The following is a 25844-nucleotide window of genomic DNA, read 5'->3' as shown; positions in this document are numbered from 1 at the left end:
TCACCTAGGTGACGAGCATTTTCAGATGCAGCCACAGCATGCGGAACAGGTGGCGGGCGTTCGGATTGATGGCGGCGAGCGCCATCACCGGAAAAGCGGAAGCCGCACCCAACAGGGAAAGTTCCCGCCATCGCATCCGGCTGCGGTACAGCTGGTTCACTCCTTTGGCATCCACCAGCTTGGTTCCGATTTTCATCCGGACCAACAGGGTGCTGGCCATCCCCTTTCTGCCCTTTTCCAGAAAATCCACCATGTTGGTGTGGGTCCCGAGGGCGACGATCAGCTCCGCCCCCTTTTCATAGGCGAGGAGCATCGCCACATCCTCGCTGGTGCCCACCGAGGGCAGGATGTGAGGGTTGAGATTCAGCGCCTTCACCCGCTTCAGTCCCGGTGCCCTTCCGTCCGGGTACGCATGAACCACCACTTCCGCCCCGCAGAGGAGCGCCCGGTCGGACACGGAATCCATGTCCCCGACGATGATGTGGGGCCGGTATCCGTTTTCGAGAAGCGCGTCCGCCCCGCCGTCCACGGCGATCAGAACCGGCTTCACCTCTTCGATATAGGAGCGGAGCGCATACAGATCCGCCTTGTAGCCGGCCCCGCGGACCACGATGATCACATGCCGGCCGCGGATTTCCGTCTTCAGGGGCGGCGAGGGAAAGGACCCGGTGACGAATTGCTTCTCCTTTTCGGCATGGCGCAGGGTGTTTTCGATAAATCGTTCCAGAGTGAGCGACATGTTGGATTGCGCCTGCTCCAGCTTCTCGTTCAGCAGATCGGCCGTCAGACGCCGGCCGCGTCCCAGGGCGACCTTTTCACCCCGGGAGTTCCAACTGCCGAAGCAATCCCCTTCGATCCACAGGGGCATCCCGTCTTCCAGCCGCTCCAACACATTCCCCGCCTTGTCCAGGACGGGAATGTGGGCGGCGAGAAGCCTTCCCGGACCCGGCGTGGGATAGATTCCGCTGATGGATTCATCCCCGTTGATCACGGCGCGAACCCGCTTTTCAACCAGGCCCATCGCCGCCACCTCGTCCAGATCCCGATGGTGAATCACGGCGATCTGTCCCGGACGGATCCGCTTCAAAAGATGTTTCGTTTTTCCGTCGACCACCGCCGTTCCGACGATTTCGCCGTGCCGATGTCGCATCGCCCATTGAAGCATGCCGGGGTGACTCCTTTTTTTCGCTATCCCTGGGGTTAGTATGCGTGTCTCCTCCATTTTCATACAAAAAAGCCCTCGGCGGGAGGGAAGGATCGGAAGGATCAATTCCTCCGCCCGGCTTCGCCCCTTTCCGCCCTGCCTCACGTCCGCCCTCGCAAAGCGGAAAGATGTCCCTCATCGCTCTCTGCCCTCCCTCCCCGTATTTCGGAGTGCGGCCCGGACATCCGCGATGCTTGGATCGGCAGGTGGACGCCCGCGGGATTTTCTTCATGGTTCCGATGTCATACACAGGCGGAAACGGAAAGCGCTGCGACCTCTTTAATCATGTTTTCCTGGATGTCACGGACTTCCGCCATGCCTTCAAATCCGTCCGTTCGTCATTTGGCGCCGCGGCGGAACCTCTTCCCCAAGCCCCGCATCCGTGATCTCCCCGACTGGATCCGCGACCGTCCCACCTGTTTTTCTTCCGCCGGTTGATCCCTTTTGGCCGGTTCGGCTGGCTCCGCTTGCCGCGTTTTTCGGCGCTTGTCGACTTCCGCCGCAAAGGCTGAAATCCCGGCTTTCGCGTGTTTTCCGTCCGGCGCCCGGCCCGCCGATCTCTGGGATGCGCCGTGTATGCGCGGTATTGGCAGAGGTTTATCGTTTCCCGTCAAAATGCCCGGGTCTTCCAGCACCGCTTGGTGCGGGCGCGCAAACAAAAACCCCTTAACCCGCGGCGGAATGCCGACGGGCGCAGGGGTGCGGCGGGGTTTCGTCTCCCCTGGCGGTGTGTACAGCGCGTCGGATCGCCCCTATCCCACCTTGTGCTCGATTCGCAGGCGATCCGCCACCATGGCGATGAACTCGCTGTTGGTGGGTTTGGCCTTGGTCACATTGATGGTGTACCCGAACAGGTTGCGGATGGACTCCATGTTTCCCCGGCTCCAGGCCACCTCGATGGCGTGGCGGATCGCCCGCTCCACCCGGCTCGGCGTCGTTTTGTACTTCTCGGCGATCCGGGGATACAGGGTCTTGGTGATGGCCCCCAGCAGTTCCACCTCCTTGTAAACCATGGAGATGGCTTCCCGCAGATAAAGATACCCCTTGATATGGGCGGGCACCCCGATCTCGTGGATCATGTGGGTGATGCTCGCATCCAGGTTGGAGGCGCGGGAGCCGGAGTCGTGGACCGCCTGGGTCGGTGCCACCGATCCCTGAATTCCTTGCACCTGCCGAATGCGGTCGGTGAGAACGTCCAGATCAAAGGGTTTCAGTATGTAGTACGCGGCACCCAGTTCCACCGCCCGCTGTGTCACGTTTTCCTGACCGAAGGCGGTCAGCATGATTATTTTGGGAACTCTCTGAAACTTTTTTTCTTGAAGTTTTTCCAAAACGCCCAATCCGTCGAGATGGGGCATGATAATATCCAGTACCAGAACGTCGGGCATCTGCCTCGACAATTGCTCCATCACTTCGTTTCCGTTGTATGCCACTCCGATGACTTCCATGTCGCTTTGGGCCGACAAATGGTCCCGGAGCATCTGGACGAATTCGCGATTGTCATCGGCCAACAGGACACGGATTTTATCCACTGCCAAACCTCCCCCTCTCACGATCTATGAGATTCCTTCGACAGGGGCCAGATCAATTCCTCCAAATAGACATCATTTTTTCTATAAATTACCGTATAAAAAAAGGGACTCTTGTCGAGCCCCGTTAGTGAAGATCCCCGCATCCTGAAGCATCCACTCGATGAACGTCCCATAACCGGTGGTCGGATCGTTGACGAACACGTGGGTGACGGCCCCCACCAGTTTCCCGTCCTGCAGGATGGGACTGCCGCTCATCCCCTGCACGATCCCCCCGGTTTTGGCGAGCAGGCGGGGATCGGTCACCTTGACGATCATCCCCTTCGTCGCCGGCCCCCTCTGGCGGTTCACGTGCACGATTTCAATGTCAAACCGCTCCACCTTCTCTCCCTCGACCACCGTCAAAATTTCAGCCGGTCCTTCCTTCACCTGTTCGTTCAAGGCCACCGGAACCGGATCGGAATGAAGTCCGTTCTCGGGGCGTTTCAACAAGTTCCCGAAGATGCCAAAGGGCGTGTTTTTTGTTATGGTTCCCAAAATCTGATGTTCCTGAAAGAAGATGGCCCTTTTCTCTCCGGGCTCGCCGGAAGTTCCCTTTCGGATGGAATTGACGTTGGAACGGACGATCTTTCCTCCGCCGACGGAAATGGGTTTCCCGGTATCCATGTCGGATATCACATGGCCCAGCGCCCCGTACACTTTTCGCTCCGGATCGTAAAAGGTGAGCGTGCCCACGCCCGCCGCGGAATCGCGGATGTACAGGCCGATGCGGTAAACCTTTTCCTTCGGATCGTAGGCCGGATCGAGGCGGGTCCTCTTTTTCTGTCCATCCCGCATGATCAGGACATCGATGGGCTGCCGGCTCTCTCCCGCCTTGCGGACCACGGCGGCCACCTGATTCACGTCCTCGATGACCTGACCGTTCATCTCCAAAATGTAATCCCCGACCCGGATATCGGCCCGTTCACCCGGCGATTTGCCGTCCCCGCTGCCCGGAACCCGATGATGGCCCACCACCAGAACTCCCCGGGACCGGAGCTTCACCCCGATCGATTGGCCTCCGGGAATGACGCGGATGTCGGGCAAAACGCGGACGTTTAACGTCTTCAGCGGAAGGGTTCCGAACAGGCGGAGGGTGAGACGGGTATGGCCCCTTTTCTTGGAAAAAAGGGTGAATGGATGGTGCAGATCGACGGGAACGGACGGTTGATTCGCTCCGTTGACCGCAAGGATATCGGGATCGGCCACATCGGCCGTTACCGTGGCGGGGATGGTTAAGCGAAGCTGCTCCCGATCTCCGGAAAGCAGGCGCAATTCGGCGGGGAAAGAAGTGAACTGGCGGAAAAAGGACGTGGTACTTACGAAAACCAGCAGCAGCACCAGGAGAATACCCACCCACTGCTGTCTCTTCCATCGTGGCAAGCTGATCACTCTCCTGCGCCTCCTGCCCTCGCCCCCCCTTTTGCCTGGATTGTTGTGTCTTCCGTATCCTTAAGGTGTCCGCGCCGCTCCTTTTTATGACCGGTAAATAACTGCTGCGCCGGTCGCTCCTGCATGTGCAGGATGCAACCGGCGCAGCCCTTCTCTAGGTGGCCTGTTTGATGCGCTCGGCCAGCCGAAGCATTTCCTCCGCATGCCGGCGCGTCGTCGTCGTCACTTCCACGCCGCCCAGCATGCGCGCCAGCTCCGTCGCCCGGCCCTCGGCGTCCAGTCGCTCGACCCGCGTCCGCGTCCTTTGTCCGGAAACCTCCTTGACGATAAGGTAATGGAAATCGGCCATGCAAGCCACCTGGGGCAAGTGGGTCACGCACAACACCTGATTTTTCCGCGCCAGAGCGGCCATCTTCTCGGCGATGGACTGTGCCGCCCGGCCGCTCACCCCGGTGTCGATCTCGTCAAAGACCACGGTGCCGATGGGGTCCACATCGATAAAGATCGTTTTCAACGCCAGCATCAGCCGGGACAATTCCCCGCCCGACGCGATCTTGGCAAGGGGACGGAGCGGTTCGCCGGGGTTGGGGGCGATCTGAAACTCCACCCGATCGCAGCCGGTGGGGGTGAAGCCCTGTTCCGCCGGTTGGAAGGAGACCCGGAAGGTGGTGTTGGCCATGTTGAGGTCGGACAATTCTTCTTCCATCCTCCGTTCCAGCCGCTCGGCCGCCTTTTTCCGGGCCGTTGTCAACCGTTTCGCCGCGCTCTCCAGCTTCTCTTGGACGGCCTCCAGTTTCCGCTTCACTTCTTCCCGGTTCTCATCCCGGTTCTTCAGTTCTTCCAGCTCCTCGGCGACGGACTTTCCGTAGGCCAAAACGGCTTCGATCGTGTCTCCGTACTTCCGTTTGAGCCGGTGAATCAGATCGAGGCGCTCCTCCACCTGGTTCAGGCGATCCGGTTCAAATTCCAGTTCGTCCCGGTACCGGCCGAGCAGGCGGATCGCTTCTTCCACCTGATATGCGGCGGATTGCACCAGTTCCGCCACCGGGCCGACCGATTCATCGAAGCGACGGATCTCCTCCAGGTGAACCAGGGCGCTCTGCAGGGAATCGGCCCCCCGTCCCTCCCCGTACAGCGCCTCGAAGGCATCGCCCGTCGCCTTCACCAGCTTCTCGGCGTTTACCAGGCGATTCCGCTCCTGTTCCAGCTCCTGATCCTCCCCTTCCGCCAGATTGGCGGCGGCGATTTCCTCCAGTTGGTAGCTGAGCAGATCGATGCGCCTGGCCGTTTCCCGCTCGTCCGAAGTCAGCCGTTTCAGCTCTTTTTCCAAGGCCCGGTACTCGTGATACAGGGCCTCGTACTGGCGCCTAAGCTCCTTCAGGGACGGATCCCCGAAGGCGTCCAACCATTCCAAATGCTCCTCGGTCCGCAAAAGGGACTGATGTTCGTGTTGACCGTGGATGTCCAGCAGGGAGCGACCGACCTTCTTCAGCATCGAAAGGGTGACCGGACTTCCGTTGATCCGGCACGCGCTTTTTCCGCTTGCGCTGATTTCCCGCCGGATCAGAAGCAGATCCTCCTCCGGTTCCAGGCCCATTTCTTCGAGAACCCCGCAGACGGGATGATCGGCGGATATTTCAAACAGCGCCTCGATCTCCGCCTTCTTTTCCCCGTGCCGCACGTAATCGGCCGAGGCTCGTCCACCCACGACCAGGCTGAGGGCATCGATCAATATCGATTTTCCCGCCCCCGTTTCCCCGGTCAAGACGTGAAACCCGTTCTCGAAGGTTAACCGGACATGTTCAATGATGGCGAAATGTCGGATGGAAAGTTCTTTCAACACGCGCGACCACCCCTGAACGGCAGCCCTGAGCCTTACAGCAAGTCGATGAATCGGTTGACGATTTCGGGAACCTTTTCCCGGTCCCGGCAAATGATCAATATGGTGTCGTCTCCGGCGATCGTTCCGATGATCTCCGGCCAATCCAGGTTGTCGATGAGCGCGCCCACCGCGTTGGCGTTTCCCGGCAAGGTCTTCATGACGATCAGGTTTTCGCTCTTTTCGATGCCCACGAAGGACTCCGTCAGCATCCGCTTCAGCTTTTGCAAGGGATTAAATCGATGGTCCGCGGGAAGGGAATATTTGTACCGGCCGTCATTGGTGGGCACCTTGACCAGGTGAAGTTCCTTGATGTCCCGGGAAACGGTGGCCTGGGTGACATTGTAGCCGGCTTTTTTCAGTTCCTCCACCAGCTCTTCCTGGGTCTCGATATCCTTGTTGGCAATGATTTCACGGATTTTGATGTGTCGTTGCGCCTTCATCATTTTTTGTCCTCCCAGCCGTCCTCACCGCCATTGCCCTGAAGCTTTTTTCGCACCACTTCAAAAAAGGTTCGCTCCTTCCACTTGATCAAGGAGGTCACGGATCTGGAGCGGCTTACGCGGATGATGTCGTCCACTTCCAACCGGTAACCCAGTTGCCCGTCAATGGTCAATCCCATGTCCCGATGCGTGGAACTGACGCGGATTTCCAAAATCCCGTCGGGCGGCAGGACCATCGGACGGGCCGTCAAAGAGTGGGGACAAATCGGTGTGAGGAGAAGTGTTTGAAGCCCCGGCCACACGATGGGCCCCCCGCAGGAAAGGGAATAGGCCGTGGAACCCGTGGGGGTGGACACGATCAATCCGTCGCCCGAGTACGTGCCCAAATAGGCGCCGTCCATAAACACCGTGCAGGTGATCATCCGGCTGAAGGAACCCTTGGCAATGCCCACGTCGTTTAAGGCAACGCTGGTTTCCATCACGCGGCCGTCGCGAATCACCTCGGCATCGAGCATCATCCGTTCCTCGATGATGTAATCGCCGGCCAACACCCGTTCCACGGCGCTGGAGAGACTGTCCGGCTCCGCCTCCGACAGAAACCCGAGATGGCCCAGATTGAAGCCCAGGATGGGGACCCGGGACTTTGCGAAGCGCCGGGCGATCCCCAGAAGCGTCCCGTCACCGCCGAGAACGAAGACGATATCGACCCGGTCGGGAAACTGATCGAGGGGAAGGCCCAGCTCGGGGCGGTCCATCTCCGCGGCGATGTCCGGTTCCAGATAAACCTCCGCCCCCCGCTCTTCGATCAGCCACACCAGCTGGCGCGCCACCACCCGCGCTTTCGGCTTTCCTTTGTTGACGGAAATCCCGATTCGGTTCAATAGCTCCCCACCCCATCCAAAGATCCGATTCACCGGAAAAGCAGTGCGATAAGCAAGCCCACCCCGGCGGACAAGAGGTAAGCCGCAAAGGGGCGCCGTCGGGGAAGCGGAATCCCCTCCAACTCGAAAGTGACGGGCGTTACGCTTCCCTTGTCCGGCTCCACATACAATATTCCCTCGGGCTGGAAGGCCAGATAATGGGCCAAAAAACGGTCCCTCACCGCAGCCCCGGACATCCGGAGCGGCTTGCGCGATCTGGCGATGATCACCAGATAGATCTCCTGTTGCCGTCTGGCGATGTAGTCGATGTAAAGGCGGCTGTCGTAAATCCTCTCCCCGATGCGCACCGAGACGGGCACCCGCTGTTTTCCGGCAACCACCTCGTAACCGTGAGCAGCCAACAGGCCCGGCACTTCCCCGCTGAAGCCGCCGTCCGACTCCGACCACGGGACGGCGGATTTCGCCCGCATGCGAAGCGGACGGACGGCGATGGCGACAATGGCTCCGACCAAGAGGAAAAGGACGATCAAATCCCCTTGCTGTAGCATAGGGTCCCCCCTTTTCCTACCTATTCGGAGCCAAAACGAAGAAATCCTTTTTCTGGGAGATTCATTTGGAAATGCGCCGGTGCGCCGCCTCCACCACCCGTTCCACGTCTTCAGCGGAGACAGCCGGCCGCGGAGAGGACGCCAGGATCAAATGGCTCAAAAACTCGATGTTGCCCTCACCGCCGGCAATCGGCGAAGGAGTGAGGCCCAGCACCCGAAAACCCGACTGCGCCGCCACATCCAGGTGATCCATCAGCACCCTTCGATGGACGGCGGGGTCCCGGACGATTCCCCCTTTTCCCACCTGCTCCTTCCCCGCTTCAAATTGGGGCTTGACCAGGGCGACCACCTCCCCGGGCGGGGAGAGAAGGCGGGCAAGGGGCGGCAATATATGGGCGAGGGAAATGAAGGAAACATCGACGGTTCCCACGTCCGGCCGCTCTCCTTTCAAATCCTCCGGCCGAAAATGGCGGAAATTGGTCCGTTCCATGACCACGACCCGGGGGTCCTGACGCAGTTTCCAGGCCAATTGGCCGTAGCCCACATCGACGGCGTAGACGATCCTCGCTCCCTTTTGCAGGGCGCAGTCGGTGAACCCCCCGGTGGATGCGCCGATGTCGATCACCACCCGGCCGGTCAAATCGATCGAGAAGACTCGGAGCGCCTCCTCCAGTTTCAGCCCGCCCCGGCTGACGTAGGGATGGAGCGGCCCTTCCACCTCTATCGACGCATCCACCGGGACGCGGACGCCGGGTTTGTCCGCCCGTTCCCCGCCGACCCGGACCAATCCCGCCATGATCGTGCGGCGCGCCTGTTCCCTGCTCGGAGCATAACCCCTTTTGACCAGCAACACATCCAGCCGTTCCTTGGCCAATTTGTTCTCCCCGCAACCCGGGCGGGTCCACCTCGCTTCCCGATTTTTTGCCGCCTATACCTTGTTATGCCCTTCTGCGCTTCCGGGGCATCATGCTGCACCCCTTTTGCACAATTTGTTCCACCGTCAGCCCGATCTCCCTCCGGAGCTGTTCCACGCTTCCGTGTTCGATGAACCGGTCCGGAATGGCCAGGCGCTCCACGACCATGTCATGGAATCCCTGCTCCGCGTAAAACTCCAGCACGGCGCTGCCGAACCCGCCGATCAGGCTTCCTTCCTCCAGGGTCAGCACCGGAATGCCTTCCTCGGCGATCTGAAGGAGGAGGGCTTCATCCAGGGGCTTTGCGAAACGGGCATTGATCACCCGCGGCGAAAAGCCTTCCCGGACCATCTGCTCCGCCGCCCGTTCCGCCAGCGGAACCATGTTGCCGAAGGCGAGCAGGGCGATGTCGCTCCCTTCCCGGATCACTTCGGCCCGTCCGATGGGAAGGGCCCTGAATTCCTCGTCCATCGGCACGCCAAGTCCGTTGCCCCGCGGGAAGCGAACGGCGACGGGGCCCTCGTCATATTGAAGGGCGGTGTACAACATGTGCTGCAGCTCGTTTTCGTCCTTCGGCATCATCACCACCATGTTGGGGACGCAGCGCAAAAAGGCTATATCGAACACGCCCTGGTGCGTTTCTCCGTCGGCCCCCACCAGACCCGCCCGGTCCACCGCGAGAACCACGTTCAGATTTTGACGGGCGATGTCGTGGATCACCTGATCATAGGCCCGCTGCAAAAAGGTGGAATAGATGGCCAGCACCGGCTTCATTCCCTGGGTGGCGAGCCCCGCCGCAAAGGTGGCGGCATGTTGCTCGGCGATGCCCACGTCGAAACAGCGATCCGGGAACCGCTCGGCGAAACCGGTCAATTTGGAACCTTCCAACATGGCGGGAGTGATGGCCACGATTCGCGGGTCCCGTTCGGCCAGGCGGACCAGCGCATCACCGAACACCTTGGCGTAATTGGGTCCCTTTGCGGGTTTCTTGATAAACGCCCCGGATTCGATTTTGTAGGGGCCCGGACCGTGGTAGGTCACCGAATCCTCCTCCGCCGGTTTGTAACCCTTCCCCTTGACGGTGACCGCATGGACCAGCACCGGTCCCGGCGTTTGGGAGGCCTGCCGGAGGCATTCCATCAATTCGTCGATCTTGTGCCCGTCCACGGGTCCGAGATAAGTGAATCCCAATTTTTCAAACAGCACTCCGGAAACCACCAAATATTTGAGACTGTCCTTCACCCTCTCCAGAGCGCGGGCAAAGGGTTCCCCCACCGTGGGAATTTTCTTCAGCAAAAGCTCCACGTCTTTTTTCACTTTGTGATAATGCCTGTGGGTGCGCAGGCGTCCCAAATAGTTGTGCAAAGCGCCCACGTTGGGGGAGATGGACATCTCGTTGTCGTTCAGCACAACAATGATATCCTTCTTCTCGTTGCCGATGTGGTTGAGCGCCTCCAGGGCCATGCCGCCCGTCAAGGCCCCGTCCCCGATCACAGCGATCACCTTGTAATCCTCCCCCTTCAGATCGCGGGCCGCAGCCATCCCCATGGCGGCGGAGAGGGAGGTGCTGCTGTGACCGGTCTCCCAGACGTCGTGCTCGCTCTCCTCCCTTTTGGGAAATCCGGACAAGCCTTGATACTGCCTCAGCGTGGGAAAAGCCTCCCGGCGGCCGGTGAGAATCTTGTGCGTATACGCCTGATGCCCCACATCCCAAAGAATTTTGTCACGCGGGCTGTCGAAGAAATAGTGAAGCGCAAGGGTGAGCTCCACCACTCCCAGGTTGGAAGAAAGGTGACCGCCCGTCACCGAGAGACTTTCGATCAAGAAACGGCGAATCTCCTCCGCCAACCGGGGCAGCTCTTCCACGGGCAATTGTTTCAACTGTTCCGGAGAATTAATTTTTTCGAGGAGCACGAGAAACGCCTCGCTTTCGCTTTCGTTTCCTGTTATTTTTTTCATTAAACAACCTTATATGAAGCTTGTCTTCCAGAAAAAAGAACAACTTGCCAACCTGAAAGAGGATCGAATTGGCGTAGCGGATGGAAAGGGTTTTTCCCAGGGCCTTCCATCCGACCGTGAGGGCGGAAATGACGGAGACCAAAAACACGTCCCAGGCCGTCCGGTTTCCACCCACTTCCGTCGCCAGGGAACCGACCACGGCAAAGGCGGCGGCGCCGCTGATGATCCCGCAGATATCGCCGATCACATCGTTACAAAAGTTGGAAAACTGGTCCGCTCTGCGCAGAATCGCGATGGCGTGCCGGGCGCCCGGCACCTTCTTGGCGGCCATCGCGTGAAAGGGGCGCTCCGTCCCCGCCGCTGCCGCCGTTCCCAACATGTCAAAGATCACATTGACCACCACGATCACCAGAACCACCAACAGCCCGCCCAGCCAGGAAACGCCATTGAGCAGTGCGGTGGAAACGACCGTCATCAGCATGGCCAGCAGGGCGGTGACAAGTCCGATGAACGTGGCCCATCGAAGCGATTTTCTCAGCAACTCGCTCATGACAAGACCAGCTCCCCGCCGCGGACCCGGCGGCAGTAAAATGCCGGCCGCTCGAGGGCCGGCAACAGATCCCGGCTTGACCAGCCTCTTTCCGGCATGGTCCGCCAACGGACGCATGTATTCTCAGTGAACAGCAAAAATAAAGAGGGCGGAGTGGTGACTACCCGGGTAAACCCTGCGACTTAGGTCCAGTAGGATTTCCCAAAAGGTCACTCGGTCGTCGCCGACCGAGCGGTTCCCCTTTAAGACCTTTTCGGCGCTGTCGCCAAACGCCGGACTGGATTGCCACTTAGTACGCACTTCAATCCCCGGATAGCCTTGCGTCAAGCAAACAGTCTAGGAGTTTTCCTCGACGGCACCGAACCTCCCCCTAGCCTCTTTTGCAGTGCAGGTTTCAGCGGACCGCCTGCGGGCTCTCCGCCTCCCCGCTGCACCACTCAAGGCAGGCTACACTGCACACAGGTTTGATCCCGCATGCAGGTTCATCCCCCAAGCCATCCCCGACGGCTCCCGCAGCCGGGGACGCACTTGGGCCTCCGCGGAAGAAGGGTCAACGCCCACATGCCCTTGTGGATCGCCCCCCTTCCTTAACTCTCAGCATCAACCCCCGACTGGGCGTCGGAAGCCAACACCAAGAACTTCATCGATGTGCCCTTTGACGGATTTTTAGCCCCGTCTTCAGGGGAGACGGGCCGACTAGAATACTGCACCACTCCTTGGCTAACCAATATTATAGCACACTCGCCAAAGGGCGACAATGAGACTTACCTGTTGCGAAGGGCGAAATAATCAGCCACCTGCATCAGCCGCTCCGCTTTTATTCCGCAGGGGCGGGAGAGCAATTTTTTCGCCTCTTCCACGGTTTTCAGGAGCAATTCGCGGGACTTGTCCAATCCGATCAAAGACGGATACGTCGCTTTGTTTTTCGCCTGATCGCTGCCGACGGGTTTTCCGATCGTCTCCTGATCGCCGATGACGTCCAGGATGTCGTCCTGAATCTGAAAAGCCAGTCCCAAAAGGCCCGCGAAGGAAGTGAGGAGCTCGAGCTGATCCTTCGTGGAGCCGGAGATAAGGGCGCCGAGACGGACCGAATAAATGATGAGATCCCCCGTTTTTCCCCGGTGGATCGCCTCCAGCTCGGAGAGGGAAAGTCGGCGGTTCTCGCTCTGAATGTCCAGCACCTGTCCCCCGACCATCCCCTCCGCTCCGAAGCGCCGGGAACCCTCCTCGATCAGGGCGAGGGCGGTCTCCGCCGGGAGTTCCGCCTCCCTGGCCGCCCGCGCCAGGAGACCAAAGGCCTTGGTGAGAAGCGCATCTCCGGCCAAAATGGCCATCGCCTCGCCGAACACCTTGTGATTGGTCGGCTTGCCGCGGCGAAAATCGTCGTCGTCCATGGCGGGAAGGTCGTCATGGATCAGGGAATAGGTGTGGATCATTTCCACCGCACCGGCAAAGGGAAGAGCCTTATCCGCGGAACCCCCGAGGGCCTCGGCGGTGGCCAGCACCAGGATGGGGCGCAACCGTTTCCCGCCCGCCAGCAGGGAATATGCCATCGCTTCGCGGAGGGGAGGAGGGATCTCCGTCCAGCTCTCCACTTCCCTCTCAAGGAATCGATGCACTTTGTCGGCCTGCGCTTCCAGGTATTTTTCAATCGGTTCCACTTAATCCGCGTCCTCCTCCGGCCGGAAGGGCCTTTTCACCCAATCCCCGTTTTCTTTCAGCAGGATCTCCACCTGCTGTTCCGCCCGCTCCAACTGCTGGCCGCACAGGCGGGCAAGGCGCATGCCCTCCTCAAAGAGGCGGATGGATTCCTCCAGGGAGGTCTCGCCGCTCTCCAGCCGCTCCACCACCCGCTCCAACCGCTCCATCGCTTCCTCAAAGGAAAGCGCTTCCCGGTCCTCCTGCTTTTTTTCCATGGGTTCACTCATCGGACAATGCCTCCCGTCCCCACACTTGACAATCAATTCGCCCGTCGGCAAACCGTACCCGGATCAGGTCTCCGGGCTCCACCTCCGAGACGGACTGGATCAATCGGTTTTCCCCGTAGCGGTATACGAGAGAATATCCCCGGCGCATCACTTTGAGCGGACTGAGACTGTCCAGCTTTCCGACCCGGTTTTCCCAAAGGGCGCGGCGGCTTCTCAGAAGATGGATCATCCCCGCCGCGCACGCCCGCTCCAGCCGCCCCAGCCGCTCCCGGAGGGCGGAGATCCTCTCCGCAGGGCGGCGGGCTGCCAGGCGGGAAACCAGATGTTCCAGCTCGCTGCGCTTCCAATCCAGGCGGGCCCGAAACGACCTGTGAAGGTCCCATGCCAGCTGATCCAGCCGCTGATTCTGCTGCTCGAGCCTCACCCGGGGATGTCGAAAGGCCGGGCGGTTTTTCAACGCTTGAAGCCGCTCCCGCTTGCGGTTCAACAGCTTCTCCAGGGAGCGCACCAGACGGCCCGCAAGCTCTGCCAGCCGGTCCTCCAAATCCTGGAGGGCCGGGGCGACCAACTCGGCGGCGGCCGTCGGGGTGGCCGCCCGGACATCGGCCACCAGGTCGGAAATGGTCACGTCCGTCTCGTGACCCACCGCGGACACCACGGGAATCTGCGACCGGTGTATGCTGCGGGCGACCACCTCTTCGTTGAAGGCCCAAAGCTCCTCCAGGGAGCCCCCTCCCCGGCCGACGATCACCACATCCACTTCATTCCGCCGGTTCACAAGCTCCAGCGCTTCGGCGATCGCCCGGGGCGCCTCCTCCCCCTGAACGGGAACGGGATAAATCAAAATCCGGGCGATCGGAAAGCGCCGGCGCAAAGTGGTGATGATGTCCCGGACGGCCGCACCGCCCGGAGAAGTGACGACGCCGATTCGCCGCGGCAAAAAGGGAAGGGGTTTTTTCAGCTCGGATGCGAAAAGCCCTTCGGCCTCCAATTTCTCCTTCAGCCTCTGAAAGGCCACATACAGTTCCCCGACACCGTCGGGATGCATCTCCAGAACATACAGCTGAACCAGACCATCCCTTTCATACACCGACACATAGCCCCGGGCCAACACCCGGTCGCCGTCGCGGGGCATGAACCGAAGGCGGCGGTTGTTCCCGGAAAACATCACCGCCCTGATCCGGCTGTTTTCGTCCTTCAGGGTGAAATACATGTGCCCGCGGACATGATGGTGAAAATTGGAGATTTCCCCTCGGACCCAGACGGAAAAGAGGCCCTCGTCCTCCTCCAATACCGTGCGCAAATACCGCACCAGCTCGGTGACCGACAGCGCCTGGCGTTTGAAATGCATCCCTTCCGTCCCCCAGGATCCTCAACCTTGGCCGATTCCGGCCGTCCGCTCCGCCGCCCGGACCGTGTTGACCAAGAGCATCGCCCGGGTCATCGGCCCCACGCCGCCGGGAACGGGCGTGATGTGCGATGCGATCGAACGGACCGCCTCAAAATCCACGTCTCCCGTCAAACGGCCCTCCTCCGTCCGGTTGATCCCCACGTCGATGACCACCGCCCCCGGCTTCACGTGTTCCGGTCCGATCACGCGGGCTTTTCCCACGGCGACCACCAGGATGTCCGCCCTCCGGGTGTGGGCCGCAAGGTCCCGCGTCTTCGAATGGCACAGGGTGACGGTGGCATCCGCTTGCTGGAGCAGGATGGAGACGGGCTTTCCGACGATGTTGCTCCTGCCCACCACCACCGCATGCTTGCCGGCGACGGAGATGCCGCTGCGCCGGAGCATTTCCATGATCCCGTAGGGGGTGCACGGCAGAAAGGCCTCCTGGCCGATCACCATTTTTCCCACATTGATCGGATGAAACCCGTCCACATCCTTTTCCGGCCGAATGCGATGGATCACCCGTTCGGCGGAAATGTGGCGGGGAAGCGGAAGCTGCACCAAAATGCCGTGAAACCGGGGATCCTCGTTCAGGCGATCGATCTGGCGGAGCAAATCCTCTTCCGGGTTGCTGTCCGGCAGCCGGATCCATTCCGAACGGATCCCCACATCGCGGCAATCCCGAATTTTCCCCCGCACGTAAACCTCCGAAGCGGGATCGTCCCCCACGAGGATCACCGCCAATCCGGGGCGGACGCCGGCCTCCGATTCCAGCCGCTTGATCCGGGACGCGAGTTCCCGCTTCACATCCTGAGCCATCGATTTTCCGTCAATCAGTTGTGCAGACGACAATCAAATGCTCCTCTCTGTAGAAGACTCAACCATTATTCATGAACACAGTGTATCCTTTTTCCAGATCGAAGTAAAGAACAGCCTGACCGATTCATCCCGACCGCCTTCGCCACATCTCCAGGCCGATCCGGGCCACCCCGAAGGCGTTGTCCCCCGAGTAGCGGGGATCGGCGAAATGAAGGCGCGCTCCCACGGCGGGATGCTCCAGGCGAAGGCGCAAACGCTCGCGGATCAGCCCGTTGGCGGCCACCCCCCCGACAATCAGCACGGTGCGGTCGCCCGCGGCCTGAAAGGCGTTCAAAAGCCACCGTTCCAGCGTGTTGGCGATGCAGCGCAGGGTGGCGAAAGCGATCCCCTCGGGAGGCAGTTCCCGCTTTTCCCACATCCGGAGCAAGGCGGTCTCCGGCCCCGAAAAGGAACAATCCAGCCCCCGGACGGCCGAGGCGACCGTCACCGGCGAACCCTCATAGCGAAGGGCCAATTTCTCCAAGGACGGACCGGCGGGAAAGGGAAGTCCCATCGCCACGCCCACCCGGTCCACCAGTTGGCCGGCGTTCAGATCCCTCGTTCCGCCGAGCCGGTTGATCTCATACCCTTCGCCCTTTTTCACCACCCGCAACAGCTCGGTGGTTCCGCCGGAGAGATGGACCGCCAAAAAAGAATCCTCCCTCAGGTCGGGGCGGGCCGTGGCGACGCCGGCGGCGATGTGCCCTTCCTGGTGCGTCGTCTCCCAAAAGGGGGCCCCCCACGCCCTGGACAGGGAAAAGCCCCAGGAAAGCCCCACCTCAAACACCGGCATGTAGGATCCTTCCTGCGGCCGGGGAGCCCGGCTGGCACAGACGGCGGCAATTCGCACATCCTCCAGCTTCATCCGGGAAAGCAGGCGCGGGAGATTTCGAACGTGACCGAACACGGCGACGGATTGCTGAAGGCCGCGCTCTCCCCGGGGCACCTCCAATCCCATCCGCCCGTCGAACAGGGGATTCCCCTCCTCGTCGACGAGGCACAGGGAGGTGAAATAATTGCTCGTGTCAATCCCGAGCACCGCCGGGCGCTTCTCCATCACGAACCCTCCGCCGCCAATTGTTCCCGGATGGTCTCGATGTTTTTCACAACCCCTCCCAGCACTCCGTTGACGAAGCGGCCCGAATTCTCGTCACCGAAGGTCTTGGCCAGCTCGACCGCCTCGTTGAGGGTGACGCCGTACGGAATCTCCGGCTCAAAAAGCAGTTCATACACCGCCATGCGCAAAATCGAACGGTCAACGACCGCCAACCGGGAAAGGGACCAGCCCTTTTTGAGATGCTGTCCGATCACCGGATCGATGACTTGCCGCTTCTCCCACACACCGCGCACCAGGCGCCAAAAAAAGGGGCGTTCCCGCTCCGAAACTTCCTCCGCCAGACTCTGAACCCCCTCCTCTTCCTCTCCCCGCACATCGGACTGATACAGGGCCTGAAGCGCTTTTTCCCTGGCCACTCTTCGACTCATGTCCTCACCACCTCGAAAAAAGACCCGGGCCGTGGGACCGGGTCCTACTTTCGAATCCACTTGTCCGAGAGTATGGCAGACACCACCTTTTCCATATCCTCCCGGCGATCCAACCGCCAGCCCCACAGATAACCCAATCCGACAAACATCGCAAAAACCACCGTTTTCCAGAAGCCGACAATGAGATAAATGAATCCCAAAACCAATCCGAAACACGTGCCCGCGATTCGGCCGCCGTGCGTCTCAAACAACTTCTCCCAAGGGATAAAGTTCAAGAGGGATCACCGCCTTAATCGACACGGATGCGGGAGCGCTCAGGCTGGACCGTGTCCTTCACCAGCACCGACACCTGATTCACTTCGACCCCGGCAATCTCCTCCACCTGCTTTTTCACCGTCCGCTGGAGCTCCTCGGAAAGGAGCTGAATCGGCGTCTCCCCGTCCACGGTGATTTTCAGACCGATGCCGACGGACGAGGGCGAATCGCTGGAAAACCGGACCCGCGCCGTCAAATCGCGGATTCCCTTTACCCCGCGGGCCGCTCTCTGCGCGATGCTCTCCAGCGTGTCCAACGAGATGCGGATGTAGCCGAACTCCGTCAAGCGGTCCACCCCTTCGCCCTTCGGCCGCCGCATGACCGAAAACAACAGGCGTAGGCTCAACAGGAAAAGAAGCAGACCGATCACCGCCACCGCCCAGCGGAGATGAGGCGCTTCCCAAACCCACTCCAGGGAAGCCGCCCCCGCTCCGGCGAGAGCAACCATCGCGGACAGGACGGCAACCACCAGGCTGTGAAAAACCAGGAGGAGTCTGTCGAACAGACTCATATCCCCTCCCCCTTCCAAGATCATTGCTTTGCGGACGTTACTTCACCCGTTGGGTCGCTTCGACGGCGCCGGACTTCTCGGGGAACTTGACCGCTTCCACGCGGACATTCACGCTTTCAACGCGCAATCCCGTCATCGTCTCCACCGCGTTTTTCACCTGTTCCTGAACCGCTTTCCCCACATCCGGAATGTAGGAACCGTATTTGACGTGGATCGCCACCTCGATCGACAGTCCCTCTTCAAACTCCACGCGGATCCCCTGGCGCGGGTTTTTTCGGCCGAGAAATTGGGTGATGTCGTCAACGACCCCGCCGCTCATGCCGGCGACACCGTCCACTTGAACGGCGGCCAGACCCGCGATGATCTGAATCACTTCCGGGGCAATCTCGATTTTTCCCAAGTCGGTCGACTGATACTCCACATCCCATTTACTCATTTTCGTTCGTCCGCTCCTCATCGAGATTGGTGGTCTCAAGGAATTGGATGTGAACATCCCCTTCCAAAAACTTCGGGTGATTCAGCAGCTTCAGGTGGAAGGGAATCGTCGTCTTCACACCCTCAATGGCAAACTCACTCAGGGCCCGGACCATCCGGCGGATCGCCTCGTCCCGGTCCTTGCCCCAGACGATCAACTTCGCGATCATCGAATCGTAATAAGGCGGAATGCGATAACCGCTGTAGGCGGCACTGTCGACGCGGACGCCCGCGCCTCCCGGAGGAAGATAAAACTGGATCGTCCCCGGGGAAGGCATGAAGTTCCGGTCGGGATCCTCGGCGTTGATGCGGCACTCGATGGCCCACCCGTCCAGCTTCACATCCTCCTGGCGGATGGAGAGGGGCTCTCCCGCCGCCACCCGGATCTGCTCCTTCACCAGATCCACTCCGGTGATCCATTCCGTCACGGGGTGTTCCACCTGAATTCGCGTGTTCATTTCCATAAAATAAAAATTCCCGTCGCGATCCAGCAAAAACTCCACCGTTCCGGCGCCGGAGTAATTCACCGCCTTGGCAGCGGCGACGGCGGCCTGCCCCATCCTCTCCCTCAGCTCCGGGGTGAGAGCGGGGGAAGGGGCCTCCTCGATCAGTTTCTGGTACCTTCGCTGGATGGAACAATCGCGTTCCCCCAAATGAATCACATTGCCGTGCTGATCGGCCAAAATCTGAATCTCCACGTGCCTCGGGCGGGAAAGATACTTTTCGAGGTACACCCCGGGATTGCCGAAGTTGGCTTCGGCTTCCTGCTGAGCCATCCGGATGGTGCGTCTCAGTTCATCTTCGCTGTGAACGACGCGCATTCCTTTTCCGCCGCCTCCCGCGGTCGCCTTGACCATCACCGGATATCCGATGGACGCCGCCGTCTCCAGCGCGGCATCCAGGTCCTCGATCACGCCTTCGGTTCCCGGCACCACCGGCACTCCCGCCCTTTTCATGGTTTCCCGGGCGGTCGTCTTGTCGCCCATCTTGCTGATCGCATCCGGATGAGGACCGATGAAGGTGATGCCGCAAGCGGCGCAAAGCTCGGCAAAATCGGCATTCTCCGCCAAAAAACCGTATCCGGGGTGGACGGCGTCCGCTCCGATCAGGGTGGCGGTGCTGATCAGATTGGTCATGTTCAGATAACTGTCGCGGGATGGAGCCGGACCGATGCAGTACGCCTCATCGGCCATTTTCACATGCAGCGAATCCTGGTCAGCTTGGGAATAAACGGCCACCGTGGCAATTCCCAACTCGCGGCAGGCGCGGATCACGCGAACCGCAATCTCTCCGCGGTTGGCGATGAGCACCTTTTTGAACAAACGGCTTCCTCCCGCGCTCATTCGGTCTTCACCAGGAACAGGGGCTGGCCGTATTCCACAAGCTGACCGTTTTCCACCAGAATGTCGACGATTTCGCCACGCACATCCGCTTCGATTTCGTTCATCAGCTTCATCGCCTCGATGATGCAGACCACGGTGTTTTCCTCCACCCGGTCGCCCACCTGAACATAAGGGTCGGCATCCGGCGCGGGCGCCCGGTAAAAGGTCCCCACCATGGGAGAGACGATCTTATGTAACTTGGCATCATCCTCCGCCTTGGCCTCGGGCGCCTTCGGCTCTGGGGTGGCGGCAGGCTGCGGCGACGGGGCCGGCGAAGGCTGGGCTGCAACCGGCTTCGGCGCCGCCTCCGCCTTTTCCGAGGCAGGCGGAAGCGCCACGGCAGAAGGCTGTTCCTTCGTCCCCTTCTTTATCACCAGTTTCGCGCCGTCTTTTTCCATTTGAAATTCGTCGATTCGCGATTCATCAATCAAACGAATCAGTTCCCGCAGTTCATGCATTCGGAACGGCACGAGCTTCACTCCTCTCACTTTTCAAGCGGTGACGATTTTATCATACAAGTTTTTTGCCCCGCTTGGCCACCCCTTCCCTCCATTTTAACCTGGAATGAAAAGAAAAAACCCCCGCAGGGGGGCGGGACAAGGCGGTGAGCGTCACGGACGGTACGCGACGGAAACCTGCGTCGCGGGGACATCCAGGTGCTTCTTCACCAAGCTGATCAGTTTGACCACCTGGGAATGGGTCAGCTTCTCGCTCTGGACGATCACATCCACGTGTCTGTCCCCCGAGATCACCACCGCGTCGCGGAATCCTTCGTTCCGGATCAGCTCCTCCAGCACGGACTCCGTCTTATCCACCTTCATCAGCTCGTCGATCTTGCGCTGGGCCTCTTCCAGTTCCTTTTTCGACGATTTGGGATTGGTCAAGATGTTCATGTACTCTTCCGTCATCTTGGAACGAAGATTGTTTCGCTGCAGCTGGTATCCCACGAAATAGTCGCTGGACGCCTTCTGGACCTCCTCCTTTGAATCGGCTTCTTCCGTTTTGAGATCCACCTGCACCTCATTTTCCCCGGACGGCCGGCCGGCCTCATCCACCGGTTCCACGGGGCCCGTCACAATGTAATAGGCCGACAGAACCACCATCAGCGTGAGCATCGTCACCAGCCAGACCGTCTGTTTGTTCATCGTCATCCTGCATCCCTCCCTCAAGGGTCCGAATTGCTATCCTCTCGGCATTACGGAAATCCGGTGTACGGGCACGTCCAACACCCGCTGCACCGCTTCGATGATCAGCGCTTTCCTCTTCAGGTCCTCCGCCCCCTCCGCCACGATCAACACGCCGCGAACCCGGGGCTTGATCCTCTTGACCACAATCGGTTTCTCCCCTTCGTCCGTCCGGTAAAGGACCACCTTGTCCTCCACGGTGTGCTCGTTGATCTTCCGCGTGCCTCCCTTCTTGTCGCTCTCTTCCGTCACCTGCTCTGTTTCCCGCCGGTCCTTCTCCACCACCGTCTCCTCGGAGGACTCCAGATTGACCATCACCGACACGTTTTCCACGCCGACGATCTTTCCCAGGACATCTCTCAGCTGGGATTCATACATTTCCTCATAGTCCTGCATGGTCATGTCCTTATTTCCGAAGGCCGCGGCGGGGACGGAATCTCCCTTTAAATCCGCCGAGGATGAATCCCCCGGCACTTCCCGTTCGACGGAGAAGAAGGAGGACAGGATCATCAGCGCGGCACCCAGGCAGCCGATCAGAATCAACCAGCGGAAGGTGTTCACCCTTTTGGCTCCCTGTTCGCCGCCTCCCCACATTTTCTCCAGCCGGTCAAACAGCCCTTTGAACACCGGCACCCCTCCTCAGGAAGCATCCTCCCAGGTCACATGCACCTGTTCGGTTGACAATTCCCATTTCTGCTCAAGATAACTGGCAATCCGGGAGGGCACCCGGGGGGATGGGGAATCCCGTCCCGCGGAAGCGGTCCGATCCGGACCGATGACCACGGGTTCCACCGGTTGAACGGGCATCACCTCACCCCCTTCCCCTTCGTTCCGCCGAGGGGAAATCACCAGGTGAACCCGCTGGATTTCGGGAGATTCCTTTTCCCCGGGCTGGGAGACGGACACCTGGCTCTTTACGACCCTCACGTCAAATTGCCTCTCCACATCCTGTTTGATCGTCTCCTCCAACTTCTTCTGCACCTGGGAAAGAATCAACCGATCCCGGGTTTTTTGAAGGGCTTCCCCTTCCCGGCGGATGGCGCTCAAGGCGGCGGCGTTCCCCTCCGGCACCCCCTGGCTGTCCGGGGTGAAGGATGCGAGATCCAGATTCTTGTCCAAAAGCGAGAAAATCGGATTCAAAATCGCCAGGATGATCAACAGGCCCATCACCAGCTTCACATAGCGCTCCATCGAGTGGTTGGGAAGAAGCAAATCGAAAAAGGTGGCGACAAGCACCAACAGGATGATCTGTTTGAGCCATCCGCCGACGAATTCCATCATTTCCCTCACCTACCGGATCATCACCGAGATGTTCCCGGCCGCGATGATGATGGTGACGGCGAGAAAGAACATCAGCCCGACGGTGGCCAGCGCGGCGAAAATGTACATCAGGGTTTTCCCGATGATGTTCAGGCAATCGATGATCGGACCGCTCCCGAGGGGCTGCATCACCGCCGCCGAAAAGTTGTAGATGACGGCCAGGGAGATGATCTTCAACGCCGGAAAGGCGCTGATAAACAGCAAAATCAACACCCCCGCCATCCCGACCGCATTCTTCACCAGAAGGGAGGCGCCCACCACTGTGTCCGCCGCATCGGAAAACATCCTGCCCACAACCGGAACAAAATTTCCCGTCAGGTATTTCGCCGTGCGGATGGTCACCCCGTCGGTGACGGCCGCCGTCGCCCCCTGGATCGAGATGATGCCCAGAAAGATGGTCAAAAGCCCTCCCAACAGCGCCATGCTCACCCGCCGGAAAAGATCGGCCAACTGGTTCAATTTGTATTTTTCCGAAAGGCAGCTGACGATGCCGAGCACCGCCGAAAAGAACAGGAGCGGAAAGATCACGGTGTAGATAAGCGTTCCGACGACATGGATCATGAACACGATCAGGGGATGAAGCATGGCCACGGAGCCGAAATTGCCCATGGACGCCAGCAGCGTCAACACCAGCGGAATCAGGGCCAGCATGAAGTGGATCATCCGCTCGATGGCCGTCTTGGCCGACTCGACGGCCACGGAAAAACTGTCCATCGCGAGGATGATGATCACCATGAAGGCGACGGCGAAGGCCACCCGGCTCACCTGATCGTGCTGAAAGGCGGTGGAAAGGAGCTGAAGGATCATGCTCAATACGGCGAGGACGATCACCGTGCCGAGCAGCTTTCCGCTGTACAGGATCTCGTGGAAAAAGTAGCGGGCCAAGGCCTTGAGCGTCTCTTCCGGGGAAAAACCGCCCTCCGGGGAAAGGACCGCGTCAAAAAGATCCCCTTTTTCTCCCCCCGGCATGTACCGGCCGTACTCCTGTTTCAGATCCCGCCAAAAAGACTCCAGCGGTTCCGTGTCCAACTGCTCCAGCTGGGTCCGCACCAATTGTTCGCTGACGGAGGAATCCGGCTGGTCATTCGCGGCGGCGCAGACGAGCGGCGCCGTCAGGAAGATCGCCACAACAAGCCCGATCCGCTTCAGGAGCCGATCCATGAACAACCATCCTCACGATGGAAGAATTTTGACGATCGTTTCGATGATCATCGTCACAATGGGGATTGCCATCACCATGATCAGCACTTTTCCGGCCATCTCGATCTTGGAGGCGATGGATTCTTGGCCCGCGTCCCGCGTCACCTGTGCGCCGAATTCGGCAATGTAGGCGATGCCGATGATCTTCAGCACCGTCTCGAGAAAGGCCGCTTTCACACCCGCCTGGGCGGCCAGCTGTTCCAGGGTCCGGATCACATCGGCCAACTTGCCTGCAAGGGAGATAAAAATGACGATTCCGGCGAAGGTGGCCAGCAAAAAGGCAAAGACGGGATTTTGTTCCTTGATGACCAGGATGAGAAAGGTGGCGATCAAGCCGAGGCCGACCACCTGGATGATTTCCAAGGGGATCGCCCCCTCACGATTGGAACAGGAAAACGTTTTTGATCGTCTGGAACAGATCCTCAACCATCGTGGCCACCATGAACAAAACCACAATAAACCCGATCAGCGTCACCCATTGGGCATAGTCCTCCTTGCCCATCTGCTTGAGGACCGTGTGCATCATGGCGACGATAATCCCGATCCCGGCGATTTGAAAGACAGCGTCCACATTGAACGACATCGGTGACCCCCCGGTCGCAAAAGGCTAGATCATCAGAATGACGAGGAGCGCTCCGGCAAGAAAACCCAGGGTCTTGCACATCTTCTCGTAACGCACCTGCTCGTCCCGGGCATGATCTTCCTCCACCTTCAAGTTGGCGACGGCCATCCTCAGGTGCTGCAGCTGATCCTGACGGTCGGACAAACCCAGAGTCTTGCCGAAATCGATCATCACTTCCCGCTCGGGCACGCCCATCGCCGTATGCGGCCACGTCTCCTCCACGGCCTTTTTCCAGCATTGGTACGTGGATGCTCCATCGAGGGTCTCCAGATATCGGACGCAGGAGGAAAAGAGGGAAGCGACCGGCTCCCGCTCCCGTTTCCCGATCCACCGAAAAGCTTCCGTCAGCGTGCGGGATCCGTAGGCGATGTCCGTCTCCAACAGGGACAGGGCCTGCCGGAGCTGCCGGATTTGCCTGGGACGTTCGGCATAGCGGCGGGCGATGCGAAATCCGGTCATGGTGGTGGAAATCAGGATCAAAACGGCTCCGATCAGCTTCAACATGGCGAACGGACCATCTCCAGCCGTTCGACCCGCCGAAAGGACCGGTCGAACACGCCCTCCACCGTTCCGGGGCCGCGGCGCCGGCTCAAAAGCACATACCGGCCGAACACCCCGTCCCGCGCCAGGGCGGAAATCGTGGGCCTTCGGCACACCTCTTCCAGGGTTCGGCCGTGGGCGGTGGTAAACACATGCACTCCGGCATGGACCGCCTCGTACACCGCCTCCCCGTCCTCCCTGCGGCCGATTTCATCCACCACCAGAATGTCCGGCGACATGGAGCGGATCATCATCATCATCCCTTCCGCCTTCGGGCACCCGTCCAACACATCCGTGCGGGGACCGACATCATGCTGGGGAATTCCCTGCACGCACCCGGCCAGTTCCGAGCGTTCATCCACAATCCCCACCTTTAGGGGGGAGAGGCCCTTGTCCCCGGTGCTGACGATCCGCGCCAGATCCCGGAGCAAGGTGGTCTTGCCGCATTGCGGAGGAGAAACGATGAGCACATTCTCCACCCGCCCCCCCTGAAAGAGGTATGGGATGAGACCGCCGGCCACCCCGGGGATCTGCCGGGCAATCCGGACGTTGAACCCGGTGATGTCCCTCAGGTGCCTCACTCTCCCGCCTTCGACGACTACTTTTCCGGACAACCCGATCCGGTGTCCCCCCTCGATGGTGACATAGCCCCTCCTCAGCTCCTCCTCCAGTGCGTACAGGGAATGGTTGCTGATCAGATTCAGCATCTTCCGGCAATCTTCGCCGGAAGGCCGGTACGCCTCCCGGGGATCCCGCGTGAGGCGCCCCTCCGGAGTGACAAACCGGGACTTTTCCGTGGTAATGACCTCCAGCGGGCGATCCTTCCGCACTCGGATCTCCTCCAGCCGGCTTCTCTCCACAGGCGACAGGGACTCCAGCAAATTCCGGATGGACAGCGGAAGCACGCGGAGCACTCGGTCAATCATGGAGAAGCCTCCTGTCCACTCGGTTTACCTCATACTTATTGCCCGTCCCGGTGCAATATGACCAAGCCAACAAAAAAGAGCGGCCAAGCCGCTCGAGATTGATGACAAACCCCCTGGCTCTTTTCGCAAGAAAAGCGCCAGGGGTTGCATGTTTATGGGGAATAAACAGATAAAGGAAATTAGATTTGGTAAATTAGGCGGATCACAAAGCCTTTTCCTCTCTTCGAGAGGAGCAAGGCCATTTTTTTGATGTTTTGAGCCACGGCAATAAGGAGGCATTGCTCTCTGACTTTGGCAAGCCCCCTGTAGCGTGCATAACGAAGCCCATGAAGTTCTTTGGCGTCAGCGAAGCTGCGCTCAATGGTCTGACT

30 protein-coding genes are annotated in these 25844 nt (G+C 59.8%); all 30 read right to left on the bottom strand.

The features are described from left to right. Nucleotides 1-4 precede the first annotated feature (4 nt). Nucleotides 5-1165: a putative cytokinetic ring protein SteA gene (gene steA / locus BM063_RS03035; protein WP_245751994.1), complete on the bottom strand. Its 1161-nt coding sequence runs from the start codon at nucleotides 1163-1165 to the stop codon at nucleotides 5-7. A gap of 791 nt (nucleotides 1166-1956) precedes the next feature. Beyond that, on the bottom strand, nucleotides 1957-2736 hold the full coding sequence (spo0A, locus tag BM063_RS03025; protein ID WP_092035853.1) for a sporulation transcription factor Spo0A: 780 nt from the start codon (nucleotides 2734-2736) through the stop codon (nucleotides 1957-1959). 81 nt (nucleotides 2737-2817) lie between these two features. Then, nucleotides 2818-4164: a SpoIVB peptidase gene (gene spoIVB, locus BM063_RS03020; protein ID WP_425439110.1), complete on the bottom strand. Its 1347-nt coding sequence runs from the start codon at nucleotides 4162-4164 to the stop codon at nucleotides 2818-2820. A gap of 154 nt (nucleotides 4165-4318) precedes the next feature. Further along, a complete protein-coding gene (recN, locus tag BM063_RS03015; RefSeq protein WP_092035852.1) occupies nucleotides 4319-6007 on the bottom strand; it encodes a DNA repair protein RecN in 1689 nt (562 codons plus the stop codon). Nucleotides 6008-6039: 32 nt separating this feature from the next. Further along, entirely contained in the window at nucleotides 6040-6489 is a 450-nt protein-coding gene (gene ahrC / locus BM063_RS03010; protein WP_092035851.1) for a transcriptional regulator AhrC/ArgR, read from the bottom strand. Beyond that, the gene (locus BM063_RS03005) at nucleotides 6486-7367 is read right to left on the bottom strand and encodes an NAD(+)/NADH kinase (protein ID WP_092035850.1); all 882 of its coding nucleotides are present in this window, start codon (nucleotides 7365-7367) and stop codon (nucleotides 6486-6488) included. Before BM063_RS03005 ends, ahrC begins: the two co-directional genes overlap by 4 nt. 29 nt (nucleotides 7368-7396) lie before the next feature. Further along, the gene (locus tag BM063_RS03000; RefSeq protein WP_092035849.1) at nucleotides 7397-7915 is read right to left on the bottom strand and encodes a hypothetical protein; all 519 of its coding nucleotides are present in this window, start codon (nucleotides 7913-7915) and stop codon (nucleotides 7397-7399) included. Between the two features lie 61 nt (nucleotides 7916-7976). Beyond that, nucleotides 7977-8789, bottom strand: coding sequence for a TlyA family RNA methyltransferase (locus BM063_RS02995; RefSeq protein ID WP_092035848.1), 813 nt, complete (start codon nucleotides 8787-8789; stop codon nucleotides 7977-7979). Nucleotides 8790-8853: 64 nt separating this feature from the next. Then, a complete protein-coding gene (gene dxs / locus BM063_RS02990) occupies nucleotides 8854-10743 on the bottom strand; it encodes a 1-deoxy-D-xylulose-5-phosphate synthase (protein ID WP_092035847.1) in 1890 nt (629 codons plus the stop codon). Beyond that, nucleotides 10724-11338: a hypothetical protein gene (locus BM063_RS02985; protein ID WP_092035846.1), complete on the bottom strand. Its 615-nt coding sequence runs from the start codon at nucleotides 11336-11338 to the stop codon at nucleotides 10724-10726. The genes dxs and BM063_RS02985 overlap by 20 nt, the downstream gene beginning before the upstream one ends. A 764-nt stretch (nucleotides 11339-12102) precedes the next feature. Continuing rightward, complete coding sequence (locus tag BM063_RS02980) at nucleotides 12103-12999, bottom strand: polyprenyl synthetase family protein (RefSeq protein WP_092035845.1); 897 nt, start codon at nucleotides 12997-12999, stop codon at nucleotides 12103-12105. After that, nucleotides 13000-13266: an exodeoxyribonuclease VII small subunit gene (xseB, locus tag BM063_RS02975; protein ID WP_245751993.1), complete on the bottom strand. Its 267-nt coding sequence runs from the start codon at nucleotides 13264-13266 to the stop codon at nucleotides 13000-13002. Continuing rightward, nucleotides 13259-14617 carry an exodeoxyribonuclease VII large subunit gene (xseA, locus tag BM063_RS02970; RefSeq protein WP_092035844.1) on the bottom strand — a complete coding sequence of 453 codons (1359 nt, stop codon included), beginning with the start codon at nucleotides 14615-14617 and terminating at the stop codon, nucleotides 13259-13261. Before xseA ends, xseB begins: the two co-directional genes overlap by 8 nt. Nucleotides 14618-14638: 21 nt before the next feature. Further along, the gene (folD, locus tag BM063_RS02965) at nucleotides 14639-15508 is read right to left on the bottom strand and encodes a bifunctional methylenetetrahydrofolate dehydrogenase/methenyltetrahydrofolate cyclohydrolase FolD (protein WP_092035843.1); all 870 of its coding nucleotides are present in this window, start codon (nucleotides 15506-15508) and stop codon (nucleotides 14639-14641) included. Nucleotides 15509-15599: 91 nt separating this feature from the next. Then, nucleotides 15600-16571 (bottom strand): tRNA (adenosine(37)-N6)-threonylcarbamoyltransferase complex transferase subunit TsaD, encoded by a 972-nt coding sequence (locus BM063_RS02960; RefSeq protein WP_092035842.1) that lies wholly within the window; start codon nucleotides 16569-16571, stop codon nucleotides 15600-15602. After that, complete coding sequence (gene nusB / locus BM063_RS02955) at nucleotides 16571-16999, bottom strand: transcription antitermination factor NusB (RefSeq protein ID WP_092035841.1); 429 nt, start codon at nucleotides 16997-16999, stop codon at nucleotides 16571-16573. Before nusB ends, BM063_RS02960 begins: the two co-directional genes overlap by 1 nt. Before the next feature lie 44 nt (nucleotides 17000-17043). After that, nucleotides 17044-17274, bottom strand: coding sequence for a DUF2273 domain-containing protein (locus BM063_RS02950; protein ID WP_245751992.1), 231 nt, complete (start codon nucleotides 17272-17274; stop codon nucleotides 17044-17046). Nucleotides 17275-17288: 14 nt separating this feature from the next. Next, complete coding sequence (gene amaP, locus BM063_RS02945) at nucleotides 17289-17825, bottom strand: alkaline shock response membrane anchor protein AmaP (RefSeq protein ID WP_092035840.1); 537 nt, start codon at nucleotides 17823-17825, stop codon at nucleotides 17289-17291. A 37-nt stretch (nucleotides 17826-17862) separates the two neighbouring features. Then, on the bottom strand, nucleotides 17863-18261 hold the full coding sequence (locus BM063_RS02940) for an Asp23/Gls24 family envelope stress response protein (RefSeq protein ID WP_092035839.1): 399 nt from the start codon (nucleotides 18259-18261) through the stop codon (nucleotides 17863-17865). Continuing rightward, on the bottom strand, nucleotides 18254-19621 hold the full coding sequence (gene accC, locus BM063_RS02935; protein ID WP_177198947.1) for an acetyl-CoA carboxylase biotin carboxylase subunit: 1368 nt from the start codon (nucleotides 19619-19621) through the stop codon (nucleotides 18254-18256). Before accC ends, BM063_RS02940 begins: the two co-directional genes overlap by 8 nt. Before the next feature lie 17 nt (nucleotides 19622-19638). Then, nucleotides 19639-20139 (bottom strand): acetyl-CoA carboxylase biotin carboxyl carrier protein, encoded by a 501-nt coding sequence (gene accB / locus BM063_RS02930; RefSeq protein WP_092035837.1) that lies wholly within the window; start codon nucleotides 20137-20139, stop codon nucleotides 19639-19641. A 153-nt stretch (nucleotides 20140-20292) separates the two neighbouring features. Then, on the bottom strand, nucleotides 20293-20832 hold the full coding sequence (locus BM063_RS02925) for a SpoIIIAH-like family protein (RefSeq protein WP_092035836.1): 540 nt from the start codon (nucleotides 20830-20832) through the stop codon (nucleotides 20293-20295). A gap of 30 nt (nucleotides 20833-20862) precedes the next feature. Continuing rightward, the gene (gene spoIIIAG, locus BM063_RS02920) at nucleotides 20863-21492 is read right to left on the bottom strand and encodes a stage III sporulation protein AG (protein WP_245751991.1); all 630 of its coding nucleotides are present in this window, start codon (nucleotides 21490-21492) and stop codon (nucleotides 20863-20865) included. A gap of 12 nt (nucleotides 21493-21504) precedes the next feature. Beyond that, nucleotides 21505-22143, bottom strand: a complete 639-nt coding sequence (spoIIIAF, locus tag BM063_RS02915; protein WP_177198946.1) for a stage III sporulation protein AF — start codon at nucleotides 22141-22143, stop codon at nucleotides 21505-21507. 12 nt (nucleotides 22144-22155) lie between these two features. After that, on the bottom strand, nucleotides 22156-23346 hold the full coding sequence (gene spoIIIAE / locus BM063_RS02910; protein WP_092035834.1) for a stage III sporulation protein AE: 1191 nt from the start codon (nucleotides 23344-23346) through the stop codon (nucleotides 22156-22158). Between the two features lie 12 nt (nucleotides 23347-23358). Then, nucleotides 23359-23748, bottom strand: coding sequence for a stage III sporulation protein AD (gene spoIIIAD / locus BM063_RS02905; protein WP_092035833.1), 390 nt, complete (start codon nucleotides 23746-23748; stop codon nucleotides 23359-23361). A gap of 13 nt (nucleotides 23749-23761) precedes the next feature. Beyond that, nucleotides 23762-23968: a stage III sporulation protein AC gene (gene spoIIIAC / locus BM063_RS02900; protein ID WP_092035832.1), complete on the bottom strand. Its 207-nt coding sequence runs from the start codon at nucleotides 23966-23968 to the stop codon at nucleotides 23762-23764. A gap of 24 nt (nucleotides 23969-23992) precedes the next feature. Next, nucleotides 23993-24511, bottom strand: coding sequence for a stage III sporulation protein SpoIIIAB (gene spoIIIAB / locus BM063_RS02895; protein WP_092035831.1), 519 nt, complete (start codon nucleotides 24509-24511; stop codon nucleotides 23993-23995). Next, entirely contained in the window at nucleotides 24505-25470 is a 966-nt protein-coding gene (gene spoIIIAA, locus BM063_RS02890; protein WP_092035987.1) for a stage III sporulation protein AA, read from the bottom strand. Before spoIIIAA ends, spoIIIAB begins: the two co-directional genes overlap by 7 nt. 182 nt (nucleotides 25471-25652) lie before the next feature. Next, nucleotides 25653-25844: transposase (locus BM063_RS02885; RefSeq protein WP_177198945.1), on the bottom strand; the 192-nt coding region annotated here is incomplete at its 5' end.

Source organism: Planifilum fulgidum, assembly GCF_900113175.1.
Lineage (GTDB): Bacteria > Bacillota > Bacilli > Thermoactinomycetales > DSM-44946 > Planifilum > Planifilum fulgidum.
The sequence above is the reverse complement of the archived record's forward strand: the minus strand, read 5'-3'. Positions and strand labels throughout refer to the sequence as shown.

Bases quoted from the DNA above. Each gene is read 5' to 3' on its own strand.
- spoIIIAE (WP_092035834.1), bottom strand. From the start codon at position 23,346: ATGGATCGGCTCCTGAAGCGGATCGGGCTTGTTGTGGCGATCTTCCTG.
- BM063_RS03000 (WP_092035849.1), bottom strand. From the start codon at position 7,915: ATGCTACAGCAAGGGGATTTGATCGTCCTTTTCCTCTTGGTCGGAGCC.
- BM063_RS02960 (WP_092035842.1), bottom strand. From the start codon at position 16,571: ATGGAGAAGCGCCCGGCGGTGCTCGGGATTGACACGAGCAATTATTTC.
- accB (WP_092035837.1), bottom strand. From the start codon at position 20,139: ATGCATGAACTGCGGGAACTGATTCGTTTGATTGATGAATCGCGAATC.
- amaP (WP_092035840.1), bottom strand. From the start codon at position 17,825: ATGAGTCTGTTCGACAGACTCCTCCTGGTTTTTCACAGCCTGGTGGTT.
- xseB (WP_245751993.1), bottom strand. From the start codon at position 13,266: ATGAGTGAACCCATGGAAAAAAAGCAGGAGGACCGGGAAGCGCTTTCC.
- ahrC (WP_092035851.1), bottom strand. From the start codon at position 6,489: ATGATGAAGGCGCAACGACACATCAAAATCCGTGAAATCATTGCCAAC.
- BM063_RS02985 (WP_092035846.1), bottom strand. From the start codon at position 11,338: ATGAGCGAGTTGCTGAGAAAATCGCTTCGATGGGCCACGTTCATCGGA.
- BM063_RS02940 (WP_092035839.1), bottom strand. From the start codon at position 18,261: ATGAGTAAATGGGATGTGGAGTATCAGTCGACCGACTTGGGAAAAATC.
- spoIIIAF (WP_177198946.1), bottom strand. From the start codon at position 22,143: ATGGAATTCGTCGGCGGATGGCTCAAACAGATCATCCTGTTGGTGCTT.
- spoIIIAB (WP_092035831.1), bottom strand. From the start codon at position 24,511: ATGTTGAAGCTGATCGGAGCCGTTTTGATCCTGATTTCCACCACCATG.
- xseA (WP_092035844.1), bottom strand. From the start codon at position 14,617: ATGCATTTCAAACGCCAGGCGCTGTCGGTCACCGAGCTGGTGCGGTAT.
- nusB (WP_092035841.1), bottom strand. From the start codon at position 16,999: ATGAGTCGAAGAGTGGCCAGGGAAAAAGCGCTTCAGGCCCTGTATCAG.
- BM063_RS02925 (WP_092035836.1), bottom strand. From the start codon at position 20,832: ATGACGATGAACAAACAGACGGTCTGGCTGGTGACGATGCTCACGCTG.
- steA (WP_245751994.1), bottom strand. From the start codon at position 1,165: ATGCTTCAATGGGCGATGCGACATCGGCACGGCGAAATCGTCGGAACG.
- spoIIIAC (WP_092035832.1), bottom strand. From the start codon at position 23,968: ATGTCGTTCAATGTGGACGCTGTCTTTCAAATCGCCGGGATCGGGATT.